The organism is Rhodoferax sp. RT4P68, assembly GCF_056521305.1.
Map to the genome: position 1 here is coordinate 133,986 of NZ_JBWMBB010000002.1, position 20,171 is coordinate 154,156.

Sequence of the window (20,171 nt, forward strand, 5' to 3'; positions counted from 1 at the left end):
GCCTGCCATGTCTGAGCTGCAGCGCACACCGCGAGTCACTGCTGCCGAGTACCTGGCTTGGGAAATGGCTCGGCCGGACCGGCACGAGTACGTCGATGGTGTTCTGGTTGAGAAGGCGTGTGTAGAGGACCGGCATGCGACCGTCGCTGGCAATCTGGCGGTCGCCCTGCGCAGTCATTTGTGCGGCGGGCCTTGCCGCATCTACTACGGCACCGTTCGCCTGCATGTGGCCGCCTCGAACGCCTATTTGTACCCCGACCTGATGGTCACGTGCGACCCGGCCGACGCCGCCAGCCGCCTCGTCAAGTCGGCGCCGCTGCTGGTCGTGGAAGTGCTGTCCCCCAGCACCGGCGGCTACGACCGGGGCGAAAAATTTGCCCACTACCGTCGTGTTCCCAGCTTGCAGGAGTACGTGCTGGTCGACATTGACCGCCGCGCCACAGATGCCTACCGCAAGGGCGCAGACGGCTTGTGGGTGCTCCACCCGTTCACCGGCGAGCAGGCGGTCGAATTGGCCAGCGTGGCGTTGACCGTGCCCGCTGCAGAGCTCGTCGCCGACCTCGAAGGGGAAGCACCCGCCGAAGGCTCCGCTGCATGATCGACAACCTGACCCAACTCCGCGCCCTCTACGCCGCCCCCGGCGAACGCGCCCTGCGCAAGCAGCTTGCAGGCATCGACCCCCATGCCCGCCAGTTCATCGCGCTGTCGCCGTTCTGCGTGATCGCCACCGGCGGCGTGCATGGGGGCTTGCTGGACGCCTCGCCACGCGGCGGCGCGCCAGGCTTCGTCAAGGTGGCCGACGCGCACACGCTGCTGCTGCCCGACGCGGGCGGCAACAACCGCCTGGACACGCTGCAGAACCTGCTGGTCGACCCGCGCCTGTCGCTGCTGTTCATGGTTCCCAACGTCGAAGAGACGCTGCGCGTGAACGGCCGCGCCCGGCTGCGCGACGAGGCTGCCTTCTGTGACCTGTTCGCGCAGGAGCGGCAACGCCCCAAGCTCGTCATCGAGATCGCCGTGCACGAGGTCTACCTGCACTGCGCCAAGGCCTTCATGCGCGCGGCGCTGTGGAAGCCCGAGACCTGGCCGGCCCGCGAGGCGCTGCCCAGCATGAACCAGATGATCCACGACCAGACCGGCGCCGGCCCGGTGACCGAGTCGGCCCAGGCCATGCGTGAGCGCTATGAGGCGCAGCTGGCCGAAGAGATGCCACCACCAAGAGGAAACCCACCATGACCCGCATCGCCCGTCGCTCCCCCGCCTTCCCCCGCGCCCTGCTGGCCGGCCTGCTGCTGGCTGCCTGCGGCCAGCACGCGCTGGCCCAGCAGCGCGACGAAGCCCTCTTCAAGGCGGCCACGGACGAGCAGCCCGCCCTCGTCAAAACGCTGGAGCAACTGGTCAACATCGAGACCGGCACCGGCGACGCCGAAGGCATGGCCGAGGGCGCCCGCTATCTGGAGCAGCAGCTGCAGGCCCACGGCCTCACTGTCACCCGCCACAAGGCGGCCGGCCTGTCCGTTGGCGACAACATCGTCGCCAGCGTCAAAGGGCGGGGCGGCAAGAACCTGCTGCTGATGGCGCACATGGACACCGTCTACCCGCGCGGCATGCTGGCCAAGGCGCCGTTCCGCCTCGAAGGCGACAAGGCGTTCGGCCCTGGCATCGCCGACGACAAGGGCGGCGTCGCGGTCATCCTGCACACGCTCAAGCTGCTGAAGGCGCGCAACTTCCAGGATTTCGGCACGCTCACCGTGCTGTTCAACACCGACGAAGAAAAGGGCTCCCTGGGCTCGCGCGACCTGATCCAGGCCGAAGCGGCCAAGGCCGATGCCGTGCTGTCGTACGAGCCCACAGCCGCCGGCAAGGAGAGCTTCACCCTGGGCACCTCGGGCATCGCCTACGTGATCGCCAACATCAAGGGCAAGGCCTCGCACGCCGGCGCGGCGCCCGAGCTGGGCGTGAACGCGCTGGTCGAGGCCGCCGACCTGGTGCGCCGCACGATGGACCTGGACGACAAGGCCCGCGGCCTGCGCTTCAACTGGACGATCGCCAAGGCGGGAGCCGTCAACAACGTCATCCCCGACAGTGCCACGCTGAACGCCGACATGCGCTACGTGCGCAACGCCGACTTCGACGCCACGGTCGCCACGCTGAAGGAGCGCGCCCAGCAGAAGAAGCTGCCGGCTGCCGAAGTGGACGTGGTCGTCAACAAAGGCCGCCCGGCCTTCGACGCCGGCCCGGCCGGCAAGGCGCTGGTCGACAAGGCCGTGGCGATCTACAAGGAAGCCGGTGGCCAGGTCGGCGTGATCGAGCGCACCGGCGGCGGCACGGACGCGGCCTATGCCGCGCTGTCCGGCAAGCCGGTGATCGAGAGCATGGGCCTGCCCGGCTTCGGCTACCACAGCAACGACGCGGAGTTCGTGGACATCGGCGCCGTGCCGCGTCGGCTCTACATGTCGGTGCGCATGGTGATGGACCTGGCGCAAGGCCGCTGAAGCTGTTCAAAGGAATCACCCCATGTTGCTGACCCCCGACCACCAGGCCATCCGCGACGCCGTGCGCGACTTCGCCCAGGCCGAACTCTGGCCCCACGCTGCGCGCTGGGACCGTGAACACCACTTCCCCAAAGAGGCGCACCAGGGCCTGGCCGCGCTGGGCGCCTACGGCATCTGCGTGCCCGAGGAACACGGCGGCGCCGGCATGGACTACCTGTCGCTCGCGCTGGTGCTCGAAGAAGTGGCGGCCGGCGACGGCGGCACCAGCACGGCCATCAGCGTGACCAACTGCCCGGTCAACGCCATCCTCATGCGCTATGGCAGCGCTGCGCAGAAGAAGCGCTGGCTCACGCCGCTCGCGCAAGGCCAGATGCTGGGCGCGTTCTGCCTGACCGAGCCGCACGTGGGCAGCGATGCCTCGGCACTGCGCACCATTGCACGCCGCGACGGCGACGGCTACGTGATCGACGGCGTCAAGCAGTTCATCACCAGCGGCAAGAACGGCCATGTGGCCATCGTCATCGCGGTGACCGACAAAGGGGCCGGCAAGAAGGGCATGAGCGCCTTCCTCGTGCCCACCGACGCGCCGGGCTACCACGTCGCGCGGCTGGAGCACAAGCTGGGCCAGCACAGCAGCGACACGGCGCAGATCAATTTCGAGGGCTGCCGCATCCCGGCCGACCACCTGATCGGCGCCGAGGGCGAGGGCTACAAGATCGCGCTGGGCGCACTGGAGGGCGGGCGCATCGGCATCGCCGCGCAAAGCGTGGGCATGGCCCGCAGCGCCTTCGATGTGGCGCTGGCCTACGCCAAGGAGCGCGAGAGCTTCGGCGTGCCGATCCTGCAGCACCAGGCCGTGGGCTTTCGCCTGGCCGATTGCGCGACGCAGATCGAGGCCGCGCGCCAGCTGGTCTGGCATGCCGCCGCGCTGCGCGATGCCGGCCTGCCGTGCCTGAAGGAGGCGGCCATGGCCAAGCTGTTCGCCAGCGAGATGGCCGAGCGCGTCTGCAGCGCCGCCATCCAGACGCTGGGTGGCTACGGCATCGTGAGCGACTTCCCGGTCGAACGCATCTACCGCGACGTGCGCGTCTGCCAGATCTACGAGGGCACGAGCGACGTGCAGAAGATCCTCATCACCCGCGCGCTGTCGTGACACTGGCGTGCCCCTGCGGCCGGCTCGATGTCCGCCAGCGGGCAATGGCTTATGCCGACTGCTGCGGCCGCTACGTGGACGACTTCGCCCACACCCCGGCGCCCGATGCCGAGTCGCTCATGCGCTCGCGCTACACGGCCTTCGTGCGGGAGCGGGCCGACTACCTGCTGGCCACCTGGCATGCCAGCCGCCGGCCGGCGGCGCTGGACTTCGAGCCCGGCGTGCGCTGGCTGGGCCTGCAGGTGCGCGACCGACAATCGGCCGGTGCCGACCAGGCCGAGGTCGCCTTCGTCGCGCGCCAGCGCGATGCCGGTGGCCGGGCGCACCGGCTGGCCGAGCGCAGCCGCTTCGTGCGCGAGGGCGGCCGCTGGTACTACCTCGATGCGATGGAAATCAACAAGGGATGAACGGATGAATTTCGAAGCGGTGCTGTTCGATTGCGACGGCGTGCTGGTCGACAGCGAACCTCTGACCAACGGCGTGTTGCGCGACATGCTGGGCGACCTGGGCTGGACCATGACGGTGGAAGAGTGCATGCGCCAGTTCGTCGGCAAAGCCGTGATGGACGAGGTGGCCACCATCGAGGCGCGCACCGGCTTTCAGATGACCGAGGCCTGGATGGCCACTTTCCGCCAGCGCCGCAACGATGCCCTGAACGCGCAGTTGCAGGCCATCCCGAACATCCACGCCGCCGTGCAGGCCGTGCATGCGCGTTTCGGCGGCCAGATCGCGTGTGCCTCGGGCGCCGATCGCCACAAGGTCGAACTGCAGTTGCACAAGGTCGGCCTGATGCCGTATTTCGAAGGCCGCATCTTCAGCGGCCACGAGATGCCGCGCTCCAAGCCCTTTCCCGATGTCTACCTGGCCGCCGCCGAGGCCCTGGGCGTGGACCCGCGCCGCTGCGCGGTGGTGGAGGACACGGTGACCGGCGTCACGGCCGGGGTTGCCGCTGGCGCGACGGTGATCGCCTACAGCCCCGGCGGCCCGGGCCACAGCACGGCCGACGCCCTGCTGGCCGCAGGCGCCGTCCAGGTGTTCACCGACATGGCGCAACTGCCGGGCCTGCTGGGCGCCTGAACGGCCCTGGCCTGGGGGTCTGCGGTGCACGGGCGAGTCCCCGCGTCGGCATGCTGTCGCTGTGGCATTGGCTGAAGTGCATCCATCGCGCATCATGTGCCGGCAGATGGCCTGCACAGAGGAGACAACAATATGCACCACCCCGAACACGGCGCACTCACCGGGCAGACCAGCCCCGCGCAGCGCACCAAGATCGTCACCGCCGCGCAGGCCGTGCGTCTGATCCGCGACGGTGACACGGTCGCCACCGGCGGCTTCGTCGGCATCGGCTTTGCCGAAGAGATCGCGATTGCGCTGGAAGACCTGTTCCTCGCCTCGGACGACGAGCATCCGCAAGCCCCCGGCAAGCCGCGCAACCTCACGCTGGTCTACGCCGCAGGGCAGGGCGACGGCAAGCACAAGGGCCTGAACCATCTGGCGCATGAGGGCCTGGTCAAGCGCGTGATCGGCGGCCACTGGGGCCTGGTGCCGGGGCTGCAGCAGCTGGCGGTGTCCAACCGCATCGAGGCCTACAACCTGCCGCAGGGCGTGATCTCGCACCTGTTTCGCGACATCGCCGGTGGCAAGCCGGGGCATTTGTCCAGCGTGGGGCTGGGCACCTTCGTCGACCCGCGCCACGGCGGCGGCAAGCTCAACGAGAGGACCACGCAGGACCTCGTGCGGCTGATGCCCATCGACGGCCGCGACTACCTGTTCTACCAGGCCTTCCCCATCGACGTGGGCATCATCCGCGGCACCACCGCCGACCCGGACGGCAACATCACGATGGAGAAGGAGGCCCTCACGCTGGAGGCCCTGGCCATCGCCATGGCGGTGCGCAACTCGGGCGGCATCGTGATCGTCCAGGTCGAGCGCCTGGCCGAGCGCCATGCGTTGCCGGCGCGCCAGGTCAAGGTGCCGGGCGTGCTGGTCGACTGCGTGGTGGTGGCCAAGCCCGAGAACCACTGGCAGACCTTTGCCGAGCCCTACAGCCCGGCCTTCAGCGGCGAGCTGCGCGTGCCCATGGGCGGTCTGGCGCCGATGCCGCTGGACCAGCGCAAGATCATCGCGCGGCGTGCGGCCATGGAGCTGGACGCCAACAGCGTGGTGAACCTCGGCATCGGCATGCCCGAGGGCATCGCCAGCGTGGCCAACGAGGAGAAGGTCATCGACCTGCTCACGCTGACGGCCGAGCCCGGCGTCATCGGCGGTGTGCCGGCCGGCGGCCTGAACTTCGGCGCCGCCAGCAACACCCAGGCCATCATCGACCAGCCCTACCAGTTCGACTTCTACGACGGCGGCGGGCTGGACATCGCCTTCCTCGGCCTGGCCCAGGCCGACCGGGAGGGCAACCTCAACGTCAGCAAGTTCGGCCCCAAGCTGGCAGGTGCGGGTGGCTTCATCAACATCAGCCAGAACGCCAAGAAGGTAGTGTTCGTGGGCAGCTTCATGGCCGGCAGCACCAAGAAGTTCGTGCACGAGGTCGAGCACCGCACCTTCAGCGGCCGCATCGCCGTGCAGCGCGGCCAGCGCGTGCTGTATGTCACCGAGCGCTGCGTGTTCCGCCTGTGTGCGGACGGGCTGGAGCTGATCGAGATGGCGCCCGGCGTGGACCTGCAGCGCGACATCCTGGCGTGCATGGACTTCATGCCTCTCATCCCGGCGCCGCCAGCGCTGATGGACGCGCGCATCTTCGCCGACGCACCCATGGGCCTGCGCGAGGACATGCTGAGCCTGCCTCTGGCCGAGCGCCTGGCCTTCGATGCGCAGCAGAACGTCCTGTTCGTCAACTTCGAGGGCCTGACGGTGCGCAGCACCGCCGACGTGCAGGCGATCCGCGAGGAGGTGGAGCAGCGCCTGCGGCCGCTGGGCCGGCGCGTGGGCGTGATCGTCAACTACGACCACTTCACGATCCTGCCCGATGTGCTGGACGCCTATTCCGACATGGTCAAGGGCCTGGTCGAGCGCCACTACAGCAGCGTGGCGCGCTATACGACGAGCAATTTCCTGCGCATGAAGCTGGGCGATGCGCTCAAGCAGCGGGGCCTGGCGCCGCACATCGTCGAGAACGCAGACCTGGCGCGCAAGGACATGGCGGCGCAGGGCTGAGCAGTCGAGTAGGAGCGTCAGTCGCGCCCGGGCTCGCCGGTGTCCCAGGCCGGCAGCGTCCAGCCCGTCCACATGGCCACCAGCCGCAGCAGCACGGCAGTGCCGGCGCCGGCCAGCAGGCCGAGCCAGTCGTCCATGGCCAATTGGTGCGCCAGCACCACCACCCAGGCCCCGGCGAACGCGCAGACAGCGTAGGGCTGGTGGTCGCTGAAGGCGCTGGGAATTTCGTTGCAGACGATGTCGCGCAACACCCCGCCGAAGACGGCCGTCATCACCCCCATCAGCACGGCGACCACGGCCGGCATGCCGGCGGCCAGGGCGATCTGCGTGCCGCTGGCGGCGAACAGGCCCAGGCCCAGCGCGTCGGGCCACTGCATGGCGCGCTCGGTGGCGGCGAAATGGCGTTTGCGCATGAACAGCATGGCGGCCACCACCAGGCCGAGCAGCACCCACAACCAGCCGGCATGCTGCACCCAGAAGAACGGCCGGCGGTCCAGCAGCACGTCGCGCAGCGTGCCGCCGCCGAAGGCCGCGAGCCCTGCCACCATGCACACGCCCACGGCATCCAGGCGCTTGCGCGCGCCCGCCAGCACGCCCGACGCGGCGAACGCGACCGTGGCCGCCGCCTCGATGGCGATCTGCGCGTTCGACAGCGTCAACACCTGGGCGAGTGGGAGCGTGGGCATGGGCGGATGTTGCGGAGCAGTCGATGGTAAGGGCTGCCCAGCCGGCGGGACGGCGTGTTGTCCTACAGCAATCCGACCCAGCCGAACCACTATCCAGGCATGACACACCCCACCTTGAAACTCGTGATCGAAGAACCCACACCGGGCGCGTACGTCTGGGCCTTGATGGAGACCGATGCGCTGGGCAAAACCGTGAAAGTCGTCCGCCGGGCCGATGACGCGTGCGACAGCTACGAGGTGGCACTGGCCGTGGGCACACGCCGGTTCAACGCCGAGCTACACGCGCAGGCGCCCACCGGCGCTTGAGCCGCCCAAGCGCCGCACGAGCGCCGCTCAGGCGCCGTGCGGTCACGCGTTGGCGTGCGCGGGTGGCGATGGCGCGCCAGCATCGACGCGCAAGGCCGCGCGAAACTGGCCGGGTGACTGGCCTGTCCAGTCCTTGAACGCGCGCGCAAAACTCTTTTCATTGCGAAACCCCACGCGCGCGGCGACCTGCTTGATCGGGTGGCGGCTGCGCAGCAGCAGCTCCTGCGCGTGTTCGCGGCGGTACTCGTCCTTCAGGCCTTGCAGCGTCGCGCCTTCATCGCGCAGCTGGCGGTGCAGCGTGCGGGCGCTGGTGGCCAGAAGATCGGCCAGCTGGCTGGCGCTGCGGGCCTGGTCGGGGTGTTCGCGCAGCAACTGACGCACCTGCTGCACCAGCAGCCGGTCGCGCCGCCAGGGCAGCACCACCAGCGGCAGCGCGCGCTGCAGCATCTGTCGCATGGCGCGCTCGTCGCGGCGGATCGGCAGTTGCAGGTAGCGCGCATCGAAGCGCAGCTCGGCGGCGGTGGCGTCGAAACGCACGCCAGCGGCCGGCTGCTGAAACACCAGGTCCAGCGCCGCCCGGTGCGCTGGCGCAGGGTAGGGGAAGGCCACCTCCGCCAGCGGGATGCGCGACTCCACATACCAGCACGCCAGCCCATGCAGGTTGCGCAGCACGTGCAGCAGGCAGAACGCGCGCGCTTCGGGGCTGCTGTGCGCGGCGATGTCGACCGCCTCCTCGATGCGCACGGTGGCCGTGCCCTGCGCCGTCTGCAGCTGCAGCCGAAGGTCGTCCGTCAGCAGTGCATGGTGGCGGCACCATCGGCGCAGCGCGATGCCCAGGTTCGGCGCCGTCAACGAGGCCCGCGCCAGCAGCCCATAGCTTCCCCAGGGCAGCCGGCGGCGGAATGCGCCCAGGCCTTCGTCGTCCAGCGCCTGCATGGCCGTGGCCGACAGCTTCTCGAACTGGCGGGCCGTGATGCCGGCCGCTGCATCGGCCACCGCTTGTGGCGTGATTTGTGCGGCGCGCAGGGCCTCGGCAGGGTCCAGCCCGCGGCGCCGATAGGCTTGCACCACCACTTGGGCGAACGCCATCGGTGTGGCGGTTGTGCCCTCGACGGAGGGCGCAGTGGCGGCGGGCACGGGCACGGGCGGCATGGCTGTCAGTGTGGCACCGTTGGCACCATTTGCAACCGATGAAGGTGGCATTGCGCAGCGCTTGGGCCTATGCTAGTGGCGACCCCGAGGAGACAAACGTGAGCCAGACCCAAGATGCGCCCCTGCGTGAAAGCCGGGCCAGTGGACCGATCGACACGCCGTTGCTGGAGCAGACCATCGGCGCCTTTTTCGACGCCATGGCCGCACGCCAGCCCGGCCACGAGGCGCTGGTCAGCGCGCACCAGCGCCGGCGCTACAGCTATGCGGCGCTGCGCCAGGCGTCCGACCAACTCGCCAGCGCGCTGCTGGGCCTGGGCCTGGCGCCCGGCGACCGCGTCGGCATCTGGTCGCACAACAACGCCGAGTGGGTGTTGATGCAGCTGGCCACGGCCAAGGTGGGCCTGGTGCTGGTCAACATCAACCCGGCCTACCGCGTGTCCGAACTCGAATACGCACTGAACAAGGTGGGCTGCCAGGCGCTGGTGACCATGGCACGCTTCAAGACCAGCGACTACCTGGGCATGCTGCGCGAGCTGGCGCCCGAGCTGGCTGGTGCGACGGGCCCTTTGCAGTCGGCACGGCTGCCCACGCTGCGCCATGTGGTGTGGATCGACACGCCTGAGGACGCGGCCGATGAGCCCGGCATGCAGCGCTTCAGCACGCTGCTGTCCACCGGCGACGCGGCCGACCCGCGCATCGCGGCCATCGGCGCCACGCTGCAAGCGACCGACCCGATCAACATCCAGTTCACCAGCGGCACGACAGGCTTTCCCAAGGGCGCGACGCTGACGCACCGCAACATCCTGAACAACGGCTTCTTCATCGGTGAGTGCATGCGGCTGACGCCTGCTGACCGCCTGTGCATCCCCGTGCCGCTGTACCACTGCTTCGGCATGGTGCTGGGCAACCTGGCCTGCCTGACGCATGGCGCCACCATCGTCTACCCGAACGATGGCTTCGACCCCCTGACCGTGCTGCAGACCGTGCAGGACGAGCGCTGCACCGGCCTGCATGGCGTGCCCACCATGTTCATCGCCGAGCTGGACCACCCGCGCTTTGCCGAGTTCGACCTGTCCAGCCTGCGCACCGGCATCATGGCCGGCTCGCCCTGCCCGGTGGCGGTGATGCAGCGCGTGGTCGACCAGATGCATCTGCGCGAGATCACGATCGCCTATGGCATGACCGAGACCAGCCCCGTGAGCTGCCAGAGCGCCACCGACACGCCGCTCGAGAAGCGCGTGTCCACCGTCGGCCAGGTGCAGCCGCATCTGGAGGTGAAGATCGTCGCGCCCGAGGGTGGCGCCATCGTGCCGCCCGGCATGGCCGGCGAGCTGTGCACGCGCGGCTACTCCGTCATGCACGGCTACTGGCAAGACCCGGCCCGTACGGCAGAGGCCATCGACGCCGAGGGCTGGATGCACACCGGCGACCTGGCGACCATGGACGAAGAGGGCTACGTCAACATCGTCGGCCGCATCAAAGACATGGTGATCCGCGGCGGCGAGAACCTCTACCCGCGCGAGATCGAAGAGTTTCTGTACCGCCACCCCGGCGTGCAGGACGTGCAGGTCGTCGGCGTGCCCGACGCGAAGTACGGCGAAGAGCTGTGCGCATGGGTCATCGCCAAGCCGGGCGTCGAGGTGACCGAGCAGGCGTTGCGCGACTTCTGCAAGGGGCAGATCGCGCACTACAAGGTGCCACGCTACATTCGCTTCGTGCCGGAATTCCCGATGACGGTGACCGGCAAGGTGCAGAAATTCCGCATGCGCGAGCAGATGGTGGTTGAACTGGGATTGAAAGAAGAAGGTACGGCATGAGTGTTCTCGAGACCAAACTCAACCCCCGCTCGGCGGATTTCCAAGCCAACGCGGCAGCGCTGCGTGCCGCCGTGGACGACCTGCGCGAGAAGCTCGCCCAGGCAGCCGAAGGCGGTGGCGAGGCCGCGCGTGCCAAGCACACGGGCCGCGGCAAGCTGCTGCCGCGCGACCGCGTGCAGATGCTGCTGGACCCAGGCACGCCGTTCCTCGAACTGTCGCCGCTGGCCGCGCTCAGCATGTACCCGGACCGCGACGGAACGGACAGCGCGCCCTGCGCCGGCATCATCACCGGCATCGGCCGCGTGAGCGGCGTGGACTGCCTCATCGTCTGCAACGACGCCACCGTCAAGGGTGGCACCTACTACCCGGTCACGGTCAAGAAGCACGTGCGTGCGCAGGAGATTGCGGCGCAGAACAACCTGCCGTGCATCTACCTGGTCGACAGTGGCGGCGCCAACCTGCCGAACCAGGACGAGGTCTTCCCCGACCGCGACCACTTCGGCCGCATCTTCTACAACCAGGCCAACCTCAGCGCGCAGGGCATCGCCCAGATCGCCGTGGTGATGGGCTCGTGCACGGCGGGCGGTGCGTATGTGCCGGCCATGAGCGACGAGTCCATCATCGTCAAGGAGCAGGGCACCATCTTTCTGGCCGGCCCGCCGCTGGTGAAGGCGGCCACCGGTGAGGTGGTGAGCGCCGAAGACCTGGGCGGTGGCGACGTGCACACGCGCCTCTCCGGCGTGGCCGACCACCTGGCGCAGAACGACGCCCATGCGCTGGCGCTCGCACGCCAGGCCGTGGCCGGGCTGAACCGGCGCAAGCAACACGCCATGGCCCTGCGCGAAAGCCGCCCGCCGCGCTTTGCTGGCGAAGAGCTGTACGGCGTGATCCCGCTGGACACGCGCAAGCCCTACGACGTGCGCGAGGTCATCGCCCGCATCGTGGACGACAGCGAATTCGCCGAATTCAAGGCCCGCTTCGGCACCACGCTGGTCTGTGGCTTTGCCCACATCGAAGGCATGCCGGTGGGCATCGTGGCGAACCAGGGCGTGCTGTTTTCCGAGGCGGCGCAGAAGGGCGCGCACTTCATCGAGCTGTGCGGCCATCGCAAGATTCCGCTGGTGTTCCTGCAGAACATCACCGGCTTCATGGTCGGCAAGAAATACGAGAACGAGGGCATCGCGCGCCACGGCGCCAAGATGGTCACGGCGGTCGCCACGGCCAACGTGCCCAAGTTCACGGTCATCATCGGCGGCAGCTTCGGCGCCGGCAACTACGGCATGTGTGGCCGCGCGTATTCGCCGCGCTTTTTGTGGATGTGGCCGAACGCACGCATCAGCGTGATGGGCGGCGAGCAGGCCGCCAGCGTGCTGGCCACCGTGCGGCGCGACGGCATCGAAGCCAAGGGCGGGCAGTGGAGCGCGGAGGAAGAGGCGGCGTTCAAGGCGCCGATCCGCGACCAGTACGAGCACCAGGGCCACCCCTACTACGCCACGGCCCGGTTGTGGGACGACGGCGTGATCGACCCGGCCGACACGCGGCGCGTGCTGGCGCTGGGCCTGTCGGCGTCGCTCAATGCGCCGATTCCCGAGCCGAAATTCGGCGTGTTCCGCATGTGACCGGGAGAGCCCCGATGCCCAATCTTTCCATCACCACCGCTGCCCACGTTGCCACCGTCACGCTCACGCGCCCCGACGTGCGCAATGCCTTCAATGACGAGCTGATCGCCGAGCTGACCGATGCCTTCACCGCGCTGGGCGGGCGCGACGACGTGCGCTGCATCGTGCTGGGCGCCGAGGGCAAGGCCTTTTGCGCCGGCGCCGATCTGAACTGGATGCGCCGCATGGCCGACTACTCGCGGGGCGAGAACCTAGCGGACGCCGGCAAGCTCGCCGAGATGCTGCACGTGCTCTACACCTGCCGCAAGCCGACCGTCGCGCGTGTGCAGGGCGATGTCTATGCCGGCGGCACCGGGCTGGTGGCCGCTTGCGACATGGCCGTCTCAAGCGACACGGCGGGCTACTGCCTGTCCGAGGTGAAGCTGGGCCTCATCCCCGCCACCATCAGCCCCTACGTGATTCGCGCCATGGGCGCGCGCGCCGCGCACCGCTACTGCCTGACGGCCGAGCGCTTCGACGCGGCCGAGGCGCTGCGCATCGGCTTCGTGCACGCCGTGGTGCCGGCCGAGGGGCTGGACGCGAAAGTGGCCGAGCTGACGCAGGCCCTGGTCAACGCCGGCCCCGAGGCCGTGAAGGCCTGCAAGCGGCTGGTGCAGGACGTGGCCGGGCGCGACATCGACGCGGCGCTGATTCGGTTGACCGTCGAAGGCATTGCCGACATCCGCGCCAGCGCCGAGGGGCGCGAGGGCGTGCAGTCGTTTCTGGGCAAGCGCTCGCCGGCGTGGTTGCCGGCGCGCTGACCGAGGGCGCCACAGATGGACCAGCTCACCGCCCTGTGGGGCACCTTCACCGCCTGGTTGGGCGTGGCTGCGGGCCAGGCCGGCGCGGTCGTGCAGTCGGGCACCAGCGGGCTGGACATGGCCCAGCTGCTGGCCTTGGCTGCGGTACTGGGCTGGGCCAGTGGCATCCGGCTGTATGCCGTGGTGTTTCTGGTCGGCTTTTCCGGCTGGCTGGGCTGGCTGCCACTGCCGTCGGGCCTGCATGTGCTGCAGCACCCGGCGCTGCTGGCGGGCAGCGGCTTCATGCTGTTCGTGGAGTTTTTCGCCGACAAGATCCCGGGCCTGGACACGCTGTGGGACTTGGTGCACTCGGTCATCCGCATCCCGGCCGGGGCGGCGCTGGCAGCCGGCGTGTTCGGTGCCGACGGCAGCACCATGGCCATCCTCGCGGCGCTGATGGGCGGCTCGCTGGCGGCCACCTCGTTCGCCACCAAGGCCACCACGCGCGCGGCGGCCAACACCTCGCCCGAGCCGTTCTCCAACATCGGGCTCAGCCTGCTGGAGGATGGTCTCGTCGTCGGCGCCGTCTGGCTGGCCACGAACCACCCGGTCGCCTTCGGTATCTGCCTGGTCATTGCGCTGGTGCTCAGCGTGCTGCTGCTGGTGGTGCTGTTCAAGTTCCTGCGCGCGCTGGTGCGCCGGATCACGTCCCTGTTTTCGAGTTCCGCATCTGCACAAGGTAGCTGAGTCATGTTCAAGAAGATCCTCATCGCCAATCGCGGTGACCAGCCGCGCAGCGGCGCAGCGACGAAGTCAAATTGCATGGCACGCGTAGCGTGTGCAGGCGAGTTCACCGCGAGGTCGACCCATGTTTAAGAAGATCCTCATCGCCAATCGCGGTGAAATCGCCTGCCGCGTCGCTGCAAGCGCACGCCGCCTGGGCGTGCAGACCGTCGCAGTGTTCTCGGATGCCGACGCCGACGCGCTGCACGTGCAGGCCTGCGACGAGGCCGTGCACATCGGCGGCAGCGCACCCAAGGACAGCTACCTGCGTTGGGAGCGCATCCTCGAGGCCGCCAAGGCCACGGGCGCCCAGGCCATCCACCCCGGCTACGGCTTTCTGAGCGAGAACGAAGAGTTCGCCCAGGCCTGTGCAGCGGCTGGCCTGGTCTTCATCGGCCCGCCGGCATCCGCCATCCAGGCCATGGGGCTGAAGGCCGAATCCAAACAGCTGATGGAAAAGGCCGGCGTGCCCTTGGTGCCCGGCTACCACGGCAGCGACCAGAACCCCGCCCTGCTGCAGCGCGAGGCCGACCGCATCGGCTACCCGGTGCTGATCAAGGCCAGTGCCGGCGGCGGCGGCAAGGGCATGCGCGCGGTCGACAAGGCGGAAGACTTTGCCGCCGCACTCGCATCGTGCCAACGCGAAGCCATCAACAGCTTTGGCGACGACGCGGTGCTGATCGAAAAATACGTGCAGCGCCCGCGCCACATCGAGATCCAGGTCTTCGGCGACACGCAGGGCAACGTGGTCTACCTGTTCGAGCGCGACTGCTCCGTGCAGCGGCGCCACCAGAAGGTGCTGGAAGAGGCGCCCGCGCCCGGCATGACGCAGGCCATGCGCCAGCAGATGGGCGAGGCCGCTGTCTCGGCCGCGCGTGCGGTGAACTACGTGGGCGCCGGCACGGTGGAGTTCATCGTCGAGCAGCGGGCCGATGGGTCGATGAACTTCTTCTTCATGGAGATGAACACGCGCCTGCAGGTCGAACACCCGGTCACCGAGGCCATCACCGGCCTGGACCTGGTCGAGTGGCAACTGCGCGTGGCCAGCGGCGAGCCGCTGCCCCTGCGCCAGGACGAGCTGCGCATCACCGGCCATGCGATCGAGGCGCGCATCTGCGCCGAGAACCCCGACAACAATTTTCTGCCGGCCACCGGCACTCTGCACGCCTACGTGCTGCCCGACTGCGTGCGCTTCGAGCGCGGGCTGGTGCGCGTCGATTCCGGCGTGCGCCAGGGCGATGCGATCTCGCCGTTCTATGACTCCATGATCGCCAAGCTGATCGTGCATGGCGACACGCGTGAACAGGCGCTGGCGCGGCTGGACCAGGCCCTGGCTGCCATGCGCGTGGTGGGGGTGCAGAACAACGTGCAGTTTCTGCGCCGCGTGCTGGCCACGCCGTCGTTTGCCAATGCCCAGCTGGACACGGCGCTGATCCCGCGCGAGCAGGCGCTGCTGTTCGACCAGGAACCGATCGGCCTGCACCTGGCCGTGGCCGGCGCCATCGCCCAGACCGTGCTGACCGAGCACGCCCAGGCCGCGCCGGCACCGGGCACCTGGGCCGACCCGTGGAGCCAGCGTGACGACTGGCGCGCCTACACGCCGATGCAGCGCCGCTTCGACTACGGCTTTCGCGGCGAGGCCGGTTCGGCCGCGCTGCGCATCCTGCACGACGGCGCGCTGCAGCTGACAGTCGGCGGGCAGACCGGTCTGCTGCAGTTCGAAGGCGCGCCTGAGGATGTGCGCCTGCGCTTCGGCGACGCCAGCCTGCGCTGCAGCCTGGTGCGCCAGGGCGAGACCGTGCACATCTTCTCGCCGCGCGGCGCCACACAGATCGAGCTGGTCGACCTGCTGGCCCATGCCGGCGACCACCAGGCCGAAGGCGGCCGGTTGACTGCGCCCATGCCCGGCAAGGTCGTCTCGTTCTCGGTCAAGGCTGGCGACACGGTGACCAAGGGCCAGCCGCTGGCCGTCATGGAAGCCATGAAGATGGAGCACACGATTGCCGCGCCGGCCGACGGCACCGTGGCCGAACTGATGTACGCGCCCGGCGACCAGGTGACCGAGGGGGCCGAGCTGCTGAAGCTCGCTTTAGCATCGTGATCTTTGCCCCCAAGGATCACGCCCCATGCGCATCACCGTCTGCCTGACCGACAACAAACCCGAGCCCTGGGTGCAGGGCCTGCAGGCCGCGCTGCCTGACGCCGAGGTCGTGGCCTGGGCGCCCGGCCAGGCGCCTGCTGACCACGCAGTCGTATGGGCGCCACCGCAGAGCTTCATCGACGCGCAGCCGGGCCTCAAGACCGTCTTCAACATCGGCGCTGGCGTCGACGCGCTCATGAAGCTGGAGCTACCGCCCGGCCTGGCCGTCGTGCGGCTGGACGATGCCGGCATGTCGGTGCAGATGGCCGAGTACGTCTGCCACGCGGTGATCCGCCATTTCCGCGAACTGGACGTGTACGAGGCCGAGGCCCGAGCCGGCCGCTGGGCCTACCGCAAGCCGCGTGAGCGCGCCGACTTCCCGGTTGGCATCATGGGCCTGGGTGTGCTAGGCGAGCGCGTGGCGAAGGCGGTTGCGCAGTTCGACTTCCCGGTGCTGGGCTGGAGCCGCACGCGCAAGGAGATCGAGGGCGTGCGCACCTTCGCCGGTGAAGCGCGGCTGGGTGACTTCCTCGTCAACACGCGCGTGCTCGTCAACCTGCTGCCACTGACCGACGCGACGCGCGGCATCCTGAACAAGACCACGCTGGGCGCGCTGAAGCCCGGCGGCTACCTGATCCACATCGCGCGCGGCGGGCATCTGGTCGAGGAGGATTTGATCCCGCTGCTCGACAAAGGCAAGCTGGCCGGCGCCATGCTGGACGTGTTCCAGACCGAGCCTCTGCCGGCTGACCATCCGTTCTGGCAACACCCCAAGATCAGCATCACCCCGCACAGCTCGGCCCGCACGCTGCGCGGCGAAACCATCGCGCAGATCGCGGGCAAGATCCGGGCGATGCAGCGCGGGGAAGCGGTGGCCGGCGTGGTGGAGCGGGAGCGGGGGTATTGAGGGGCACGTCGGTTGGTTCGACTGCTCGGTCGCGTTGGCCCTGTTCGCATGCTTGGTTGCATGGAGGAGCCATCGTAAACATGTTGCCTTTCGAAAGGTGGTATCGCTGTGAGGATCAAAGTGCGGCAGCGCTAGCCGCTGCCTGGATCTGGCTGGTTCCGGCTTGGGCGCAGCAGGGGGGCGAAGACCCGCAAGACCGTCAACATCTGCAGGCCGTGCTGGCAGACGGCCTCGAAAAAGTGCGCTCCGGCAAACCGAGCGAAGCCCTGACGGAGCATTTCGAGCCTGTCGCGCGGGAGTATGAGGACAGATTCCGCAGCGCTGACAAGAATGTGTATTCATCGCGGAGCGCTGTCGAGACCTTGCTCTACGTGGTGCAGGCTGCCGTTGCGGAGCCCAAGCAATCAGCGCATCTGCGCTACAGTTTGCTCCACTGAGTTCACAAGCTCATCGCGTTGCGCAGTGCGCGCGACCCATCGCTTCGCTCCAAAGGCCAGGCGAGCCCCGCTCCTGTTGACCCGACACGAGCCATCGAGTGGCCATCCCTGCGGATGGCTCTGGTTGTCAGGTCAGCCGCGCTCCCACCAGGGACTGCGGTTCGAGGAGTTAAGCCGTGTCGCCTCACCATCTCCGTGCGCCGCCCTTGGCCTTGCTGATCGCCCTGTCGGCCCTGGGCGTGCTGCCCATGAACATGTTCGCCCCTTCGTTGCCAGACATCGTGCGGGACTTCGGGGCCGATTTCGCGACGGTCAACATCGCCGTGGCGGGCTACGCGGTCGCCACGGCGCTCACCCATCTGGTGGCGGGGGCGCTGTCGGACAGGGTGGGTCGGCGGCCCGTCCTGCTGGGCGCACTCGCCATGTTCGTGGCGGGCTCTGTCGGCTGCTTCTTCGCGCCCAACATCCAGACCTTCCTGGCCTGCCGGCTGCTCCAGGGTACGGCGATTGCCGGGTACGCGATGTCGCTGGCGACGATCCGCGACACCGCGAGCGACCAGATGGTCAGCCGGATCGGCACGATCTCATCCGCGTGGGCCGTCGCGCCAATGGTCGGCCCCACGGTGGGGGGCATGCTGGCGGACGGGCTGGGCTGGCGTGCCAACTTCGCCGCGTTCGCACTGCTGGGTGCTGCCGGCCTCGGCCTGGCTTGGCGCTTCTGGCCAGAAACCAATCGCCATCGGTCCAGGTCCATGGTGGAGCAGTTCACCGGCTACGGCCGTCTGCTGCGGTCGGCACGGTTCCAGGCTTACGGACTCTGCATGGCCTTCACGATCGGAACGCTGTACGTGTTCATCGGCGGGGCGCCGATGGTGGCGGCCCAGACGGCGGGGATGCCCACGGCGATGGTCGGTGTCTACATGGGCCTGGTCCCAGCGGGATTCGTGGTCGGAAGCTACGTGGCCGCGCGCTGGGGAGCGCGCCGGCGCCCCGTCCAGCTTATCTTGGCAGGACGGCTTGTGAGCTGCGCAGGACTGCTCGTTGGCAACGTACTGGTGGCGTGCGGCGTCGATCATCCGTTGGCTTTTTTTGGCCCCTGTATCTGCGTGGGCCTGGGCAATGGGTTGACGATGCCCGCCGCCAATAGCCGCGTCCTGTCGCTGGACGCGGGACTGGCCGGCACTGCGCTGGGGCTGGCTTCCGCCATCACGGCGTCGGGCGCGGGGGGCATCGCGCTCATCGCCAGCTTGTTTGTCGAGGGGGTCAACGCACGCAGCGTTGTCCTGGCCGCCATGTTGACGACCTCGTTGCTGTCATGGGTCGCGGCGATGTTCATTGCCAGCCTGGAGCGCGGCGAAGGTGCAGTGCGTGTGTGAATTGCGCTCCAGCGCATCGTCGCAGGCCAGCGCCGCTACAGCAGCCGCGCCAGCCTGCCATCCAACCGCTGCAGTGCCTCGCACAGCCCCGCGTCGTCGCGCCCGAAGCTGAAATCCTCGAACACGAAGCCCGGCCCCACTGTCGCGCCCACATAGGCGAGCGGCCCCAGCGGCTCGGCCGCCTGCCACCAGTGGGCGGGCACCACGTGGCGCGGCCAATGGCCCGCCTCGTCCACGGGCGCGAGGTCCACGTGCGCCAGCGCCGAGAGGTCCGGCGGCAGCAACCACAGCCGCAGCGGCCCACCTTCGAGCAGGTGCCAGGCCTCGTCCGATGCGACGCAGTGCCAGGCCGAGCACTGGCCGGTCTCCAGCAGGAAGTCGATGCAGGTCAGCGCACTGCGTTCGGGCCGGCCGTCCTGCGGCTGCACCACCTGGGCCGAGCGGAACAACTCGCGGAAGTCCCCGCCTTCGGGGTGGGGTTGCAGCTGCAGGGCACGGCGGAGCACGACCGCGCGCTGGCGTGGCGGAAGTGGCGCCGCTGGCTGGCCCATGGCGTTGTCGGGATGTTCCATCTGATGCATCATGGCATCCTTTTGGATGCTGAGGATGCCATGCGGACCACGGTGACGATCGACGACGATCTCTACGAGCAGGCGCTCGAACTGGCCGACCCGGACATGGACAAGGCCGATCTGTTTCGCGAGGCGATCCGTACGTTTGTGCGCGTACAGGCTGGCAAGCGTCTGGCGGCACTGGGGGGCAAGGCGCCGCAAATGCGGCCCATCCCGCGCCGCCGGACCGAACCCACGACCTGACGATGGTGCTGGTCGATACGTCGCTCTGGGTGGCGCATTTTCGTGCGCGCGACGCGAGACTCGTCGAGCTGATCGAGGCGGATCAGGTGCTGTCGCATCCCATGGTGGTGCTGGAGTTGGCGTGCGGCACGCCACCGGCCCCACGCGCCAAGACGCTGTCTGCCCTCGGGCGGCTGAGCCAGTCGTTGCAGAGCAGCCCCACTGAAGTCTTCGCATTTGTCGAGCGCGAGAAGCTCTATGGCTTGGGCTGCGGTTTGGTTGACGTGACACTGCTGGCTTCCACCTTGATCACGCCCGGTGCCAAGCTGTGGACGCTGGACAAGCGGCTGGCCGCGTTGGCTGCACGTTTTGGCATCGCATACGGCACCGCCTTGCATTGAGCTCCCTGGATGCGCGCCAGCGCAGCTGCTGGTCTCCCGGGAGCGGGCAGTGTCCTGGCCTGCGCGACCTGCGTCCATGGCGCGATCCGTTACCCCGCTGGCCGACGCCATGACGCACGATGCGCTACGCTTCGCACGCCGTTTTCACCCCACATAGACAT

Annotated in this window: 21 protein-coding genes; 18 read left to right on the top strand and 3 right to left on the bottom strand. The window is 68.7% G+C overall.

All coding sequences use genetic code 11. The features are described 5' to 3' along the window. Positions 1-7 precede the first annotated feature (7 nt). The 7 genes from AC099J_RS04120 (at position 8) to AC099J_RS04150 (ending at position 6,813) form a co-directional block, all read left to right on the top strand. Complete coding sequence (locus tag AC099J_RS04120) at positions 8-598, top strand: Uma2 family endonuclease (protein WP_479613946.1); 591 nt, start codon at positions 8-10, stop codon at positions 596-598. Then, entirely contained in the window at positions 595-1,236 is a 642-nt protein-coding gene (locus tag AC099J_RS04125; RefSeq protein WP_479613947.1) for a pyridoxamine 5'-phosphate oxidase family protein, read from the top strand. The genes AC099J_RS04120 and AC099J_RS04125 overlap by 4 nt, the downstream gene beginning before the upstream one ends. Then, complete coding sequence (locus tag AC099J_RS04130; RefSeq protein WP_479613948.1) at positions 1,233-2,495, top strand: glutamate carboxypeptidase; 1,263 nt, start codon at positions 1,233-1,235, stop codon at positions 2,493-2,495. The genes AC099J_RS04125 and AC099J_RS04130 overlap by 4 nt, the downstream gene beginning before the upstream one ends. A 22-nt stretch (positions 2,496-2,517) precedes the next feature. After that, on the top strand, positions 2,518-3,648 hold the full coding sequence (locus AC099J_RS04135) for an acyl-CoA dehydrogenase family protein (RefSeq protein WP_479613949.1): 1,131 nt from the start codon (positions 2,518-2,520) through the stop codon (positions 3,646-3,648). Between the two features lie 44 nt (positions 3,649-3,692). Further along, positions 3,693-4,055 carry a YchJ family protein gene (locus tag AC099J_RS04140; RefSeq protein ID WP_479613950.1) on the top strand — a complete coding sequence of 121 codons (363 nt, stop codon included), beginning with the start codon at positions 3,693-3,695 and terminating at the stop codon, positions 4,053-4,055. 4 nt (positions 4,056-4,059) lie between these two features. Further along, positions 4,060-4,725 carry an HAD family hydrolase gene (locus AC099J_RS04145; protein ID WP_479613951.1) on the top strand — a complete coding sequence of 222 codons (666 nt, stop codon included), beginning with the start codon at positions 4,060-4,062 and terminating at the stop codon, positions 4,723-4,725. Positions 4,726-4,857: 132 nt separating this feature from the next. Further along, complete coding sequence (locus tag AC099J_RS04150) at positions 4,858-6,813, top strand: acyl CoA:acetate/3-ketoacid CoA transferase (protein ID WP_479613952.1); 1,956 nt, start codon at positions 4,858-4,860, stop codon at positions 6,811-6,813. Positions 6,814-6,830: 17 nt separating this feature from the next. On the opposite strand, the gene AC099J_RS04155 is transcribed toward AC099J_RS04150, so the two are convergent. Then, positions 6,831-7,499 (bottom strand): trimeric intracellular cation channel family protein, encoded by a 669-nt coding sequence (locus AC099J_RS04155; protein WP_479613953.1) that lies wholly within the window; start codon positions 7,497-7,499, stop codon positions 6,831-6,833. A gap of 99 nt (positions 7,500-7,598) precedes the next feature. Between AC099J_RS04155 and AC099J_RS04160 the strand changes: the two genes are divergently transcribed. After that, entirely contained in the window at positions 7,599-7,805 is a 207-nt protein-coding gene (locus AC099J_RS04160; RefSeq protein WP_479613954.1) for a hypothetical protein, read from the top strand. A gap of 42 nt (positions 7,806-7,847) precedes the next feature. Here AC099J_RS04160 and AC099J_RS04165 read toward each other — a convergent pair whose 3' ends face one another. Then, entirely contained in the window at positions 7,848-8,957 is a 1,110-nt protein-coding gene (locus tag AC099J_RS04165; protein ID WP_479613955.1) for an AraC family transcriptional regulator, read from the bottom strand. A 98-nt stretch (positions 8,958-9,055) separates the two neighbouring features. On the opposite strand from AC099J_RS04165, the gene AC099J_RS04170 reads away from it, so the two are divergent. From AC099J_RS04170 to AC099J_RS04205, 8 genes are all read left to right on the top strand, one after another. Further along, complete coding sequence (locus AC099J_RS04170; protein WP_479613956.1) at positions 9,056-10,774, top strand: AMP-binding protein; 1,719 nt, start codon at positions 9,056-9,058, stop codon at positions 10,772-10,774. Then, on the top strand, positions 10,771-12,393 hold the full coding sequence (locus AC099J_RS04175; RefSeq protein WP_479613957.1) for a carboxyl transferase domain-containing protein: 1,623 nt from the start codon (positions 10,771-10,773) through the stop codon (positions 12,391-12,393). The genes AC099J_RS04170 and AC099J_RS04175 overlap by 4 nt, the downstream gene beginning before the upstream one ends. A gap of 14 nt (positions 12,394-12,407) precedes the next feature. Beyond that, the gene (locus AC099J_RS04180; RefSeq protein ID WP_479613958.1) at positions 12,408-13,193 is read left to right on the top strand and encodes an enoyl-CoA hydratase/isomerase family protein; all 786 of its coding nucleotides are present in this window, start codon (positions 12,408-12,410) and stop codon (positions 13,191-13,193) included. A gap of 15 nt (positions 13,194-13,208) precedes the next feature. After that, entirely contained in the window at positions 13,209-13,919 is a 711-nt protein-coding gene (locus tag AC099J_RS04185; protein WP_479613959.1) for a DUF4126 domain-containing protein, read from the top strand. A gap of 121 nt (positions 13,920-14,040) precedes the next feature. Further along, positions 14,041-16,056, top strand: coding sequence for an acetyl/propionyl/methylcrotonyl-CoA carboxylase subunit alpha (locus tag AC099J_RS04190; protein WP_479613960.1), 2,016 nt, complete (start codon positions 14,041-14,043; stop codon positions 16,054-16,056). Between the two features lie 25 nt (positions 16,057-16,081). Then, positions 16,082-17,002: a 2-hydroxyacid dehydrogenase gene (locus AC099J_RS04195; protein WP_479613961.1), complete on the top strand. Its 921-nt coding sequence runs from the start codon at positions 16,082-16,084 to the stop codon at positions 17,000-17,002. Positions 17,003-17,082: 80 nt separating this feature from the next. Further along, a complete protein-coding gene (locus AC099J_RS04200) occupies positions 17,083-17,439 on the top strand; it encodes a hypothetical protein (protein ID WP_479613962.1) in 357 nt (118 codons plus the stop codon). 206 nt (positions 17,440-17,645) lie between these two features. Next, the gene (locus AC099J_RS04205) at positions 17,646-18,815 is read left to right on the top strand and encodes an MFS transporter (protein ID WP_479613963.1); all 1,170 of its coding nucleotides are present in this window, start codon (positions 17,646-17,648) and stop codon (positions 18,813-18,815) included. A 35-nt stretch (positions 18,816-18,850) separates the two neighbouring features. On the opposite strand, the gene AC099J_RS04210 is transcribed toward AC099J_RS04205, so the two are convergent. Continuing rightward, positions 18,851-19,387, bottom strand: a complete 537-nt coding sequence (locus tag AC099J_RS04210; RefSeq protein WP_479613964.1) for a cupin domain-containing protein — start codon at positions 19,385-19,387, stop codon at positions 18,851-18,853. Positions 19,388-19,426: 39 nt separating this feature from the next. On the opposite strand from AC099J_RS04210, the gene AC099J_RS04215 reads away from it, so the two are divergent. Together AC099J_RS04215 and AC099J_RS04220 are read left to right on the top strand one after the other, a co-directional pair. Further along, on the top strand, positions 19,427-19,630 hold the full coding sequence (locus AC099J_RS04215) for a type II toxin-antitoxin system VapB family antitoxin (RefSeq protein WP_479614411.1): 204 nt from the start codon (positions 19,427-19,429) through the stop codon (positions 19,628-19,630). 2 nt (positions 19,631-19,632) lie between these two features. Continuing rightward, a complete protein-coding gene (locus AC099J_RS04220; protein ID WP_479613965.1) occupies positions 19,633-20,010 on the top strand; it encodes a type II toxin-antitoxin system VapC family toxin in 378 nt (125 codons plus the stop codon). The last annotated feature ends 161 nt before the right edge of the window (positions 20,011-20,171 follow it).

Coding starts and splice junctions, on each gene's coding strand:
- AC099J_RS04120 (WP_479613946.1), top strand. CDS start 8: ATGTCTGAGCTGCAGCGCACACCGCGAGTCACTGCTGCCGAGTACCTG.
- AC099J_RS04125 (WP_479613947.1), top strand. CDS start 595: ATGATCGACAACCTGACCCAACTCCGCGCCCTCTACGCCGCCCCCGGC.
- AC099J_RS04130 (WP_479613948.1), top strand. CDS start 1,233: ATGACCCGCATCGCCCGTCGCTCCCCCGCCTTCCCCCGCGCCCTGCTG.
- AC099J_RS04135 (WP_479613949.1), top strand. CDS start 2,518: ATGTTGCTGACCCCCGACCACCAGGCCATCCGCGACGCCGTGCGCGAC.
- AC099J_RS04140 (WP_479613950.1), top strand. CDS start 3,693: ATGGCTTATGCCGACTGCTGCGGCCGCTACGTGGACGACTTCGCCCAC.
- AC099J_RS04145 (WP_479613951.1), top strand. CDS start 4,060: ATGAATTTCGAAGCGGTGCTGTTCGATTGCGACGGCGTGCTGGTCGAC.
- AC099J_RS04150 (WP_479613952.1), top strand. CDS start 4,858: ATGCACCACCCCGAACACGGCGCACTCACCGGGCAGACCAGCCCCGCG.
- AC099J_RS04155 (WP_479613953.1), bottom strand. CDS start 7,499: ATGCCCACGCTCCCACTCGCCCAGGTGTTGACGCTGTCGAACGCGCAG.
- AC099J_RS04160 (WP_479613954.1), top strand. CDS start 7,599: ATGACACACCCCACCTTGAAACTCGTGATCGAAGAACCCACACCGGGC.
- AC099J_RS04165 (WP_479613955.1), bottom strand. CDS start 8,957: ATGCCGCCCGTGCCCGTGCCCGCCGCCACTGCGCCCTCCGTCGAGGGC.
- AC099J_RS04175 (WP_479613957.1), top strand. CDS start 10,771: ATGAGTGTTCTCGAGACCAAACTCAACCCCCGCTCGGCGGATTTCCAA.
- AC099J_RS04180 (WP_479613958.1), top strand. CDS start 12,408: ATGCCCAATCTTTCCATCACCACCGCTGCCCACGTTGCCACCGTCACG.
- AC099J_RS04185 (WP_479613959.1), top strand. CDS start 13,209: ATGGACCAGCTCACCGCCCTGTGGGGCACCTTCACCGCCTGGTTGGGC.
- AC099J_RS04190 (WP_479613960.1), top strand. CDS start 14,041: ATGTTTAAGAAGATCCTCATCGCCAATCGCGGTGAAATCGCCTGCCGC.
- AC099J_RS04195 (WP_479613961.1), top strand. CDS start 16,082: ATGCGCATCACCGTCTGCCTGACCGACAACAAACCCGAGCCCTGGGTG.
- AC099J_RS04200 (WP_479613962.1), top strand. CDS start 17,083: ATGTTGCCTTTCGAAAGGTGGTATCGCTGTGAGGATCAAAGTGCGGCA.
- AC099J_RS04210 (WP_479613964.1), bottom strand. CDS start 19,387: ATGGAACATCCCGACAACGCCATGGGCCAGCCAGCGGCGCCACTTCCG.
- AC099J_RS04215 (WP_479614411.1), top strand. CDS start 19,427: ATGCGGACCACGGTGACGATCGACGACGATCTCTACGAGCAGGCGCTC.
- AC099J_RS04220 (WP_479613965.1), top strand. CDS start 19,633: ATGGTGCTGGTCGATACGTCGCTCTGGGTGGCGCATTTTCGTGCGCGC.